The following is an 11443-nucleotide window of genomic DNA, read 5'->3' as shown; positions in this document are numbered from 1 at the left end:
CCCCACCCATAGGTGGAACGACTACCTTGCCAACCCGCGGGTCGCACCACTGGCCGGCCACTCCCGCCTGATGGCCGTCGGCGGCGGCTACCCGATCATTGAAAACGGCCGCTGCATCGGGGGCCTGGGAATCTCCGGCGGCAGCTACGAGCAGGACCAGCAAGCCGCCGAAGAGGCCCTGGCCACCCTCGGGTTCGAACTGCCCGGTCACTGACCGCCATCGGAGTGTCGGGCTGCTGACGGCTGCAGCCAAGGCCCTGAGCCAACGCCCCTACGGGCTGTCCATCGGACCTCCACGCCATCCTGCGTATGGCGGGGCGGCGGGGCGCTCTTCCAGCTTCCGGTTGTCGACCGGGCCGGCTCCGGCGGGGGTGAGTTTCGCTCACCCCAGGGAGGGCGTGGGGGCGGTGGGGTCGCAGGAACGTTGGGGGTGGTTCTGCGACTCCCAGTGTGGTGGTGAGGGTGTCGTCGGTGCGGAGGTACAGCCGCTGGGGTTCGTACCCGGCCGGCGGCTATGCTTCGAAGTCGCGCCACTCGTCTGCGCCCATCGCGTACAACCGCACCGGAGTTCGGTGTGAGGGCTCTTGCCCGGTGGCGACGACGGAGGCCCGATGCGCCCAGCTGCGAGGGCCGGCGTGCCACCACGGTCCGACGGCCAGCCGAGGCTCGGTGTATTGCCCTGTGCGGTTGGGGACGCGGCTGGCGGGTGGCTGGCTCTTCAGCGCGGTGTGTCCGCGGTGGTGATTGTAGGTGTGCAGCCACTGCGGGAATGCTTCGCGGCGCTCGGCCTCTGACCGGCAGGGGCGGGCGTAGGCCCACTCCTCCAGCAGGGTGCGGTTGAAGCGTTCGACCTTGCCGTTGGTCTGCGGGCGGTAGGGCACCACGTTCACCGACGCGCAGGTCACTGCCATGAAGCAGGCGTCGGTCTACCTCGGTTGCGGCTGGCAGGACCCCATCAACGCCGGGTACTCGACGCTCCACCGCGGCCCGTTCCGGGCCGTGCGGGATCTCACCGAGGCCGGCGTTCACGTACAGACCGACTTCATCGACGGCGGACACTCCTGGCACGTCTGGCGCATCCTGCTCAAGGACTTCCTTACCCGCGTGGCCTTCCTGCCGGCGACTACGGCTTCCGCCACCTGGGGTGCTTGACCTTCCTTCGGCCGCTGATCCCGCACACCTTGCGCTCGTCGGCCGTTGAGCTCACAAGAACGGCGGCATCAGCGTCGCTCCCGCCCCGATCGGCTCCGGACGCCGGTCGGGCACAGCACGGTAGAGGCCGCTCCGGATCGGCTGCCCGGGCTGCCGACGCGACGTGACGCCGTCCGGGACCTCGTGGACGACGCGGTGGTACGCACCCGCGCCGAAGGCACGGCCGGCGTGCGGCGAGTCAACTCGCCAGGGCGTCGATCCGGCCAGAGCACCGGGTAGGGCTTCCACACTCTGCGCTACTACGGCGCAACGACGCAGACGGCCGAGTGCGGGGCGAGTCGTCGCGTGAAGTCAGCGTCTTGGGCGACCGCGCCTGCGGTGTCGAGCGCTCCCAGGTCGATGGGGGTGGACCGGTGGTTGACGATCACAGCTCTGTTGCCGAAGACAGCCACTTCGACACCCTTGGTCGGTGGCAGGAGAGCTGCGGGGGCGGCCCCGGCCAGTACCTCGACGGGAGTGCGATGCAGGAGCACCAGGGGGTGCATCTCGCGCTTGCCATAGCGGGGAGGGACGATAGGCATCGACTCACGGCAGTAGGAGTAGCCGTACTGGAAGCCGACGGAATAGACGTTCCCGGTGCCCCAGGACGTCTGGGAGATCGCCGTCTGTTGTGAGGTCAGATATGAGGCCAGGGGCTTTCCGCTCGTGAAAGTGACGGTCGACCAGCCGTGGGGGATGACCTCCTCGTCGCTCCAGGCGAAGCAGTCGAAGTCGATGTCCGATTCCTGGATGTCGAAGGCGCGACGGGTGAGTTCACACGAGGGGCCGTGCCAGGTGGTTCCCCCCGCGGCGGTCCACTCGCGCACAGCGTTTTCGAGCGCGGCGTTGTCGCCGAGGTCGTAGAGGGAGTTGGTGGGGACGACGAGGTGCTGGTAGTGGGCCAGGGTTCCGTCGGTTACTTGATCGGGGTGGATGATGTCGACGTGCCAGCCCAGGTCGGTGAACTGCTGGTACCAACCGAGGAGGTCCATCCGGTGCCGGCCGCCGTGATCGAGTTCCACGGGTTCGTACAGGCTCATCTCGGCGGGGAAGAGGAGGGCGACCTGGCGGGTCCGGGGGTCCGTGAGCAGGGGCATGACCTCGGCGGCCCATGTCATACCGGTGCGCAGAGAATCCTTGAAGAGGGGGTCGGTACGGAAGAGCACGCCTCCGTCGTCCAGACCGCTGTAGCCGTAGGTGTGGAGGCCGCGGGCGCCGGCGGCTACCTGGGTGGCGATGGCTTCTGCCGGAGGCACGGTCCGGTAGACGTCCGTGTTGACGTGCCGGCCGAGGTACAGGCCGGCGGTGAAGGGTGCGAATCCGTTCGCCGCGCGGGCGATGGATCCCTCCACGCTGACCACGGAGGCGTCGGCTCGGTTCTCCGCGTTCAGGGGGGCGGTGATGAACAGGACGCCGTCCAGGTGCTGGGCGCACCGGTAGACGTCCAGGGCGCGTTGGCCGGTCTGCCAGTCACGTTGTCGTGGCGGGTTGAAGAAGTACCCCCACTGATGGAGCACCGGTTCGGCGAAGACATCGAGGTCGTTCCAGTGGCTGCGCATCGTGGCGAGGTAGTCGTCGAGGACGTCGGCGAGGTAGGTCTGGTTGTCGATCCACCGGTGGAAGTCGGGGGTCCGGCGTGCGAAGTCCTCGTGGCCGGGGAGGGCGCAGCCCACCCAGTTCAGTTCGTCGGGCCGCAGCCAGTACGTGTGGGACTCCAGGTCGTCGAACGAGGTGGCTTGCAGTGCGTAGCGTTCGTTGAGGCGCTCGATGTCGTCGTTGAAGCGGCCCGCGAGCCAGGCCAGATAGTGCCGCCGTCCCTCGGCGTCGAAGCTCGGTTTGGCGATGGGGTCGAACATCGTCTGGACGACTGTGCGTCCGTCCGAGGCGCGTCGCATGCCGGATCCGTAGAGCTTCAGCAGGCCCCGCACATGATCGACCATGGTGGCCTGCGCCGCCGGCGACCAGTACTTGTAGGTACCCATCGGTTGACCGTCGGGCAGGACGGCTTCCTCGCCGCGCACGGGCGGCACGTCGCGGATGGTCGGGTACAGGTTGTCGCCGCACAGGTACAGGGCCAGGGATGTGTAGTCCATGCCGCGGGCTGCGGCTTCGGCCATCATGAATTCCTGCATCGCCACGTACTGGCTGGCTTCGCCGCCCGCGTAGCGGACGAAGAAGTCCTCCCAGGGTTTCGAGTCCAGGTTGATGGCGTTGAAGCCGAGGTCGGCGATCTCTGCCATGCCACGCCGGGTGGCGTCGTAGTCGCTGTAGAAGGGCTCGAAGAAGTTGCCAAACCACATGCTGAGGAAGGGGCGATCGGTGCTGTCCATGTCCTTCTCGAAGGTGGAGGCGCCGTTGTGGGGTTACGGATACGGCGACGGGAGTGCGATGGCTCGCGCGGATGGTGCCGGGGTCAGGAGGCCGATGCTCTCGGCGCGGGCCGACAGGCTAGGAGGAAGTCGCGGAAGTCGGCTGTGAAGGCCGCGTCGACGAGGTCGCGGGCGTGGATGCCGACCAGCGTTCCGGTGAAGCGGAGGGTTCCACCGTGGTCGTCGGAGAGGCGGGTGCAGTCGAGCGGGAGTCCGAGCTGGGTGCGCTGCCCGTCGGTGGCGTACCAGAAGCGGGCGGTCGTACCGGTGACGGTGACGCCGAGTGTGACGGGGGTGTTCGGCTCGATCTCCTGCAGCGCTGCCTGCCGGGCGCCGTGTTCGTCGCGCTCGACGAGGCTCAGGACGACCCGGCCCGCCGACTGCCATTGCTGGCCGCGCTGGGCCTCACCGTCCGGTTCGGTCCAGGTGAGGTCCAGTGAGAGGTAGGCCGCGGCGTCGTAGCGCAGAATCAGGCCGGCGGCCTGGGTGAAGGTTCGCGGCCGGGCGTCGACGGTGACCTGGGCAGTGGCGTGGTGTTCGGTGAGGCGCTGGGCGAGCAGGCTCTGCTCCCACCGTGACTCGGGGCCGTGCCGGCCTCGCAACCGGATCCACCCCGGGCGGCTGGTGGTGTCGGCCCAGGCGGAAGTGGGCGGTTCACGCAGTGTGCTCCACGGCCAGTCCAGAGATGTCGGCTCTGCTCGGCGCGGGGAGGGCGGTGCGCAGGGCATGGTTGCCACGCTGACCTCGGTTGCCGGATGCCATCCCCCTTGTTGCAGGCGGGGCCATTGCCCTTCGTCCCAGGTGATTGCTTGGATCGCGGTCTCCCGGCCCAGGGTGCAGCGCGGACCGGCCGCTGTCCACAGGGGGCGGGCTGCCAGATGGCACAGCACCCATTGTCCGTGCGGTGTCTGGACGAGTTCGCCGTGCCCGGCCTTCTGCAGCGGGAGCGTGGCGTCGTCCCGCGTGGTCAGCAGGGGCAGGGCGTCCAGTTCGTAGGGCCCGCCGAGGCTGCGGCTCCGCGCCATCCGGACACCGTGCTCGAAGCCGGTGCCGCCCTCGGCGAGGGTGAGGTAGTACCAGCCGTCGCGGGTGCAGACCTTGGGTCCTTCGATGAGGCGGTCGTGCTGCAGGAGCAGTCGTGTCTCGCCGACGGCGGCGAGGCTGGCAGGGTCGAGTTCAGTGAGGACGATCCCGCTGAAGCGCTGACCGCCCGGCCGGTGGTCGTTCTGCAGGTTGAGCAGCCACAGGCGGCCGTCCTCGTGGAAGAGCGCTGGGTCGAAGCCGTGGCCGGGCACCCGGCGCGGCGGTGTCCACGGGCCGCGGGTGTCGGTGGCCGTGGTGATGTAGGTGTCCAGGTCGAAGTACGGGGTGCCCACCGAGCGCACTACCGCGTACACCATCCAGAACCGCTCGCCGTCCCAGCTCATGGACGGGGCCCAGATGCCGCCCGAGTCGGGGACGCCGGCGAGGGATCCGCCGGGAGCGGCTCCCTGTACGTGGCCGGCGTACTCCCAGTGGGCCAGATCCCGCGAGCGGTGGATGGGGATGGTCGGGAACCACTCGAAGGAGCTGTTGGCCGCGTAGTACCAGTCGCCGACGCGGATCATCGACGGGTCGGGCATGAAACCGCGGATGACGGGGTTGCGCACAACCGTGCTGGTGGGTGCAGGGCTGGTCACTTCAGCGCTCCCAGGGTGACGCCGGAACGCCAGTAGCGACGCATGGCGATCATCAGGATGGCCATGGGCACGATCGACAGCAGAGCCCCGGTCAGCACGAGGCTGGTCAGGTCCACTCCGGCTTCCAGGCGCTTGCCCGACCAGTTGTACAGGCCCAGGTTGAGCGTCCAGTTCTCCTCGCCGCGCAGGACGGTCAGGGGCAGAAAGAAGGCGTTCCAGGTGTTCACGAAGGCGAGGAGGAAGATGGTCGCAGCGCCTGTGGTCATCATGCGGACCACGATGCTGAAGAAGATGCGCAGCTCGCCCGCTCCGTCGATGCGCGCGGCCTCCAGCAGCTCGAAGGGGATGGTGGCCTCCGTGTACACCTTGGCGAGGTAGACGCTGAAGGGATTGATCAGGCACGGAATGAGCATCGCCCACGGCGTGTCGACCAGCCCGATGTCGGAGAAGACCAGGTACAGCGGCAGGGCGAGCAGTGCGATCGGGATCAGGAACGATCCCACGACGCAGGCGAAGACGAGACCGCGGCCGGGGAAGTTGAAACGGGCGAGGCCGTAACCGGCGGCGAGGGCGATCAGCGTGCCGCCCAGGCTTCCCACGCCGGCGTACAGAAGTGAGTTGGCTGTCCAGCGCAGGAAGATGCCGTCGTCGTAGGTGAACAGCTGGTGGAGGTTGTCCGTGAGGTGCCAGCCCGAGAACCAGAGGCCGTTGCTCTGGTAGAGGCCCACACGGTCCTTGGTGGCGGCGATGATCAGCCACCACAGGGGGAAGAGGCTGTAGGCGCAGGCGAGGATGAGGCCGATGAGGACGAAGCGCTGGCCACCGCGTGAGCGGGAGGCCGGGTCGGGCCGTGTCATGCGCTGGACGCTGCGGACGCGGGGTTTGTCAGTGGTGTGCTCGGTGAGCGTCATCAGTCGGCCTCCTTCGAAGTGAGCCGGTAGAACATGAAGGAAGCGATACCGAGGATCAGGGCGAGCAGGACCGACAGCGTCGCCGCGTAGTGGTAGTTGCCGGCGTTGAACGCAGCGTTGTAGATGATCATGATGGGGGTGAACTTGTCGTCCACGGTCTGCGGTGTGACGTTGCGGAACAGCGCGGGCTCGTTGAAGATCTGCAGCATCTGGATGATGGACAGCAGACCGGTCAGGACCAGTGCGCTGCGTACGTAAGGGATCTTGATGCTCCGGGCGATGCGCCACTCCGATGCCCCGTCGAGCCGGGCCGCCTCGAACAGTTCACGCGGAACCGCCTGCAGCGCGGAATAGATGATCACCATGTTGTAGCCGATGCCGTGCCAGGTCAGGAGGTTTCCGATGGAGGGCCACACCATCGAGGGGGCGAAAAAGTCCCAGTCGAAGCCCAGTGCGTGGCCCAGCGGGGTGAGCGGGCCCACGTTCGGGCTGTAGAGGTTGATCCAGACGATGGCGGCCACGACACCGGGGATCATGTACGGGACCAGCAGCAGGATGCGGAACCTGCTGGCCGAGCGTGAGGTGAGTGAGTCCAGCAGCAGGGCCAGCACCAGGCTGATGAGCAGCATCAGCGGGATCTGCACGCAGGCGAAGAGCGCCACCCTGAGGACCGAGCCCATGAAGGCGCTGTCGGTGAGTCCTTCGAGGTAGTTGTCCAGGCCGACGAAACTCTGGCTGGAGCCGCCCAGGCCGAGTCCGGACTGTTCCTCGCGGAACAGGGACTGGTACGCGGCGTAGCCCATCGGCAGCAGGTAGAGGAAGACGAAGCCGAGGAGGAACGGCGCCGTGAAGGAGGCACCCTTCCATCGCAGGGAGGAGATCATGAGCGTTCTGCCTTTGCCTTCGTCAGCCCTTGACGTTGATGCCGCGGGACTTCAGGTCATCGACGGTCCACTTCTGCATGTGGGCCAGCAGCTCGGTGACCTTCAGTTCCTTGCTGACGACCTTGCCCCACTGGCTCTGCAGCTCAGTGAACATGGCGGTCCAGTTCGGGCCGAAGGTCCAGTCCGTGTTGACGGTGCCCAGGCTGTCATTGACGATCTTCTTCGCCGGCTCGTAGTTCTTGCCCAGCAGCTCCTTGGAGATGGTCATATCGGTGTACGGGCTGCTGTCCTTGAGGGCTGGCAGCACCCCGCTGCCGGTGCCCGGAGTGGCCATGGTTTTGACGGCCCCCGGATCGGTGGACAGCCACAGTGCTGCCTCGGCAGCCTGTTCGGGGTGCTTGCACTGCTCCGTGACCAGGTTCAGTCCGGCGCTCTGATTGGTGCCGGCCGGGGTTCGGACGGCGGATCCGGCGAAAGCCGGCCAAGGGCTGAGGGCCCACTCGCCGAGAGACTTGGTGAAGTTCTGGACCATGCCGGACATCTGCCAGGTGGAGATCTGGCGTGTGACCGTACCGCCGCTGTCGAAGTTGCGCTGCAATGCGGCGTAGTCGGAGAAGGACAGCTTGGAGTTGAGGTCCTTGTCGATGATCTCTTGGATGACTTCCGCGGCCTGGAGGCTGCCCTTGTCCTGGAAGTTCACTTGCCATGCGTTGCCGTCGATGGTGTACCAGCGGGCCCCGGCCTGCATGGCGAGGACCTCCAGGGTGCTGGGGTCTTCCCCGGCGTAGTTGGTGACCTTGATGCCGTGCTTCTTCAGCACCTCGCCTGAGGCGATGAAGTCGTCCCAGGTGGCAGGCGCCTCCAGCCCGTACTTCTCGAACACGTCGGTGCGGTAGACCGTGAAGGAGGGCGCCGAGCTGGTGGGGACCCCGTAGACCTTGCCCTGGACCTGGGCCCCGGACCAGGCTCCCTCATTGAAGGCAGACTCCTTTGACTTCACGTACTGGGTGATGTCGGCGAGAGCCCCTTGCGAGACCCAGCTCGTCACGTACTCGGCGGTGTTCTGCACCAGGCACGGGGCGTTGTTGGCCTTGACGGCATTGCTGAGCTGCTTCTGCGTACCGAGCTGATCGGTGACCTTCGTGTACTTGAGCTGGACATCCTTGTGCGCGGCGTTGAACGCCTTCACCACGGCCTCCTGGCCGTTGGCCCACCCCCAGAACTCCAGCGTGACGGGGCCCTGGCTCGAGGCGTCGTCGCCGCCCGACCCGCCGCACGCGGTGAGCAGGATGGACAGCGCAAACGTCGCGGTGGCGGCTCGGCGAACGCTTCGACACGGACTGATGGACTTCATTGACCCAGATCCTTCGACTGAGGGACACCCTCGCCAGGAGGGAGGAAGAAGACTGCGCGGAACGCAGTGAACTGCTAGGGAAGCCGGCTGGGTACGGCGACGACTCACCCCAGCGGGAACTTGCAGTAATCGCTTCCTATGGAAGCTACGTTCAGCCTGCGCATCAGAGCAAGAGCTGCGGCCCAAAATGTTTCGACTGCTTGTCCGTTGGGTTCACTCGGCGTTCCATGAAACTGCTCGGATAGCTTCATATTGGCTGCTCATAGCCCAGTTGCGCCCTCGGGAGGGTCCTGGTGTCCGGTGCCGGGCAAGAGAGCGGAACACACCTCAGCTGACCGCATCTGACGGCGAAGTGGACCGTAAACGATTACTTACACTGTCGAGCTGAACATCAATGCGGGTCAGGCCACGCGCGTCAGATCGGCCCGGCGGACCGGATGGACCAGCGGCTGCCCGGAGGCCAGGCGGGCGACCTCGTCCACCACGACGGCACCGAGCCGCTCGAGTTCGTTGCCGAGAGAGCCGGCGATGTGCGGTGTGAGGAAGACGTTGGGCAGCCGGTAGAGCGGCGAGCTGGCGGGAAGCGGCTCCGGGTCGGTGACGTCGAGAATGGCCTGCAGTCGACCCGCCACCAGTTCGGCGATAAGTGCTTCATGGTCCACGAGCGCCCCTCGGGAGGTATTAATAAGCACCCCGCCGTCACGGATGAGGGCGAGCCGGGCGCCGTCGAGCATGTGACGGGTCTCGGACGTGTCGGGCGCATGCAGGCTGACGATGTCGCTGCGCCGCAGCAACTCCTCCAGCGGCATGAGCGCCGCACCCATGCTGGCGGCCTCGGCGGCGCCCACGTAGGGGTCGTACAGCAGAACCTCCAGGTCGTGGGAGCGCAGGAGCTTCAGCAGATGGCGACCCACGCGGGAAGCACCGATGACCCCCACGCGGCGGCCGACGTTGCCGATACCGGCAGTCCTGACCGCGGTGGGGTAGGTGTGCATGTCGCGGTAGCGTTCCCGCTGTGCGAAAGCGTCCTTGCCGGCGAGCAGGATCATCGCCAGGGTGTACTCGGCCACGGGGACCGCGTTGGCGGCAACCGCGCTGGACACGGCGACCCCGTGGGACCACAGCGCGTCGCTGATGAGTGCGCGGACGGAGCCTGCCGCGTGCAGCACAGCCCGCAGCCGCGGTGCGGCTTCGAGGACCTCCGGCCCGAGCGGGGGACACCCCCATCCGGTGATCAGTGTGTCGGCCTCGGCGAGAGCCGCAGCCGACCTGGGGTCGGCGAAGTCCCGCACAACGACATCGGGGTCTATCCGGGCCGATGTCTGGAGCCTGGCCATGAGCGCCGGCGGGAACAGCATCGGAAGGTGAATCGGATCCAGGGCGAAGACGGCTCGGGGAAGCGGAGCGCTGGGCATGACTCTCCTGAGGAGCGAGCAATCACGGACTGCATGACAGAAAACGTTTGCTAGAACGCCACGGTAAACTCGCCCGGAACGCTGGTCAATGAGCCGGGCAGAGGCTGTGATGCTTTGCCCCGATGCTGCCGCCTGTGTGAGGGAGGACTCCGCAGCATTCCCGAAGGGGCGCCGGAGACGTCGGCGGATGCGGCGGGTGTTTCAGCGGGTCACTGTCGGGTAAGGCACAGACGCCTTATGGAGGCTGCCGGACGTCTACTGCCAGGCGAGTTGGCGCACTGACTTCCGGATGATCAGTTGCGTGCCGAGCACGACCCGGTCGTCGTCGGATACGGCGTCCCTGCGGGCGAGGGCCAGACGGACAGCAGTGCGGCCGAGTTCCTCGTAGGGCACGCGGATCGTGGTGAGCGCGGGGGTCAGGTCGGTGGCGAATGGGACATCGTCGAACCCCACGACCGAGATGTCGTCCGGGACGCTCCGTCCGGCTTCCCGCAGCGCTGCGACGGCGCCGAGGGCGACCATGTCCGAGGCCGCGAACACGGCGGTGAAATCCACGCCGTTGCGCAGGGCGTCGCGGGTGCGGGCATAGCCGGAGGCGCGCGTGTACGTGCCCTGCGTGTCGAGAGCCTCGGAGCGGGGGGCGACCCCGTGGGCGCGCAGTGCGTCCAGGTAGCCGGCTCGGCGCTCGTCCGGACTGTTCAGCCCGGCCTCACCGCCCAGGAACAGCACGCTGCGATGGCCGGATGCGAGCAGGTGTGACGTGGCCTGGAAGGCACCGCCGCGGTTGTCGTAGTCGACCACGGTGACCGGCAGGCCCGGAGCCGGCGCCGGGCGGCCGACCAGTACCAGCCGGGAACCGGCCGCGTCGAGTGCCCGTGCGTATTCGGTCATGCGGCGCTGATAGCTCTCGTCGGGTATGGCACTGCCCACGAGGACGACGGCTGCCGCATGCTGCTCTCGCATGAGCTGGACCAGGTCGTCCTCGCGTGCCGGGTCGTCGTGTGTGGCGCACACCAGGCTCAGCCTGCCCAGGGAGGCAGCCTCCTGCTCCACGCCGGCGGCGACGTGGGCGAGCGAGGGGCCGGTGATGTCTTTGATCACCAGGGCGACGGGGCCGGCGACGCGCCCGGACAGGGCCTTGGCGTGGACGTTGACCACGTAGTGCAGTGACTTGACAGCGGCCATGACGCGCGCCCGGGTTTCCTCCGAAACCGGATAGTTGCCGGCCAGAGTGCGGGAAACGGTTGCTACGGAGACTCCGGCCTTTCGGGCCACGTCGGTGATCGTGCTGGGCCTGTCCTCGGCCCTGCGCCGGGACTTACCCCTCGGGGCCTTAGCCGCACTGTCGACCGGCTGGTGGTTCACGCTGTCAGTCACGGCTCGACGTTACTGCATCTTGCATGCGCTGCCGACCCGTGAGCAGGGCAGAGACCGGGGGCGCGACCGGTAATCGTTTCCAGCACGAGGGCAGAAGGACTTGATCTCCCCCTGCGTCGCTCCGTTGCCGAGGGGACGGGAGGGCGTCGCTCCCGCACAAGGGGTAGCGACTTCGCCGCGATGCCCGCCGCCCGCATGCGGCTTTCCACCGTAGGTCACCGCAGTTCCTGAACAGTCTCGAAGTCCGACAAACCATGCAGACT

Annotated in this window: 9 protein-coding genes and 1 pseudogene; 2 read left to right on the top strand and 8 right to left on the bottom strand. The window is 67.3% G+C overall.

Annotated elements, in window-relative coordinates; all coding sequences use genetic code 11:
* A partial coding sequence (locus ACFYXC_RS40560; RefSeq protein ID WP_389558002.1) for a heme-binding protein occupies positions 1-214 on the top strand: 214 nt, incomplete at its 5' end.
* Positions 215-671: 457 nt separating this feature from the next.
* On the opposite strand, the pseudogene ACFYXC_RS40555 reads toward ACFYXC_RS40560, so the two are convergent.
* Positions 672-878 (bottom strand): annotated as a pseudogene (locus tag ACFYXC_RS40555) (integrase core domain-containing protein); the annotation flags it as partial.
* Between the two features lie 31 nt (positions 879-909).
* Between ACFYXC_RS40555 and ACFYXC_RS40550 the strand changes: the two are divergent.
* Entirely contained in the window at positions 910-1152 is a 243-nt protein-coding gene (locus ACFYXC_RS40550) for a hypothetical protein (RefSeq protein ID WP_389558000.1), read from the top strand.
* A 299-nt stretch (positions 1153-1451) separates the two neighbouring features.
* Here ACFYXC_RS40550 and ACFYXC_RS40545 read toward each other — a convergent pair whose 3' ends face one another.
* The 7 genes from ACFYXC_RS40545 to ACFYXC_RS40515 all read right to left on the bottom strand — a co-directional run bounded on the left by ACFYXC_RS40545 (position 1452) and on the right by ACFYXC_RS40515 (position 11087).
* Entirely contained in the window at positions 1452-3521 is a 2070-nt protein-coding gene (locus ACFYXC_RS40545) for a hypothetical protein (RefSeq protein ID WP_389557999.1), read from the bottom strand.
* An 83-nt stretch (positions 3522-3604) separates the two neighbouring features.
* Entirely contained in the window at positions 3605-5239 is a 1635-nt protein-coding gene (locus ACFYXC_RS40540; RefSeq protein WP_389557998.1) for a family 43 glycosylhydrolase, read from the bottom strand.
* The gene (locus tag ACFYXC_RS40535; RefSeq protein WP_389557997.1) at positions 5236-6150 is read right to left on the bottom strand and encodes a carbohydrate ABC transporter permease; all 915 of its coding nucleotides are present in this window, start codon (positions 6148-6150) and stop codon (positions 5236-5238) included. Before ACFYXC_RS40535 ends, ACFYXC_RS40540 begins: the two co-directional genes overlap by 4 nt.
* Positions 6150-7034, bottom strand: a complete 885-nt coding sequence (locus ACFYXC_RS40530) for a carbohydrate ABC transporter permease (protein WP_389557995.1) — start codon at positions 7032-7034, stop codon at positions 6150-6152. Before ACFYXC_RS40530 ends, ACFYXC_RS40535 begins: the two co-directional genes overlap by 1 nt.
* A gap of 22 nt (positions 7035-7056) precedes the next feature.
* A complete protein-coding gene (locus ACFYXC_RS40525; protein ID WP_389557994.1) occupies positions 7057-8388 on the bottom strand; it encodes an ABC transporter substrate-binding protein in 1332 nt (443 codons plus the stop codon).
* 401 nt (positions 8389-8789) lie between these two features.
* Positions 8790-9803 carry a hydroxyacid dehydrogenase gene (locus tag ACFYXC_RS40520; RefSeq protein WP_389557992.1) on the bottom strand — a complete coding sequence of 338 codons (1014 nt, stop codon included), beginning with the start codon at positions 9801-9803 and terminating at the stop codon, positions 8790-8792.
* Between the two features lie 255 nt (positions 9804-10058).
* Positions 10059-11087: a LacI family DNA-binding transcriptional regulator gene (locus ACFYXC_RS40515; RefSeq protein WP_389558005.1), complete on the bottom strand. Its 1029-nt coding sequence runs from the start codon at positions 11085-11087 to the stop codon at positions 10059-10061.
* Between the last annotated feature and the right edge of the window lie 356 nt (positions 11088-11443).

This window comes from Streptomyces sp. NPDC002701 (assembly GCF_042889045.1).
Taxonomy (GTDB): domain Bacteria; phylum Actinomycetota; class Actinomycetes; order Streptomycetales; family Streptomycetaceae; genus Streptomyces.
The sequence above is the reverse complement of the archived record's forward strand: the minus strand, read 5'-3'. Positions and strand labels throughout refer to the sequence as shown.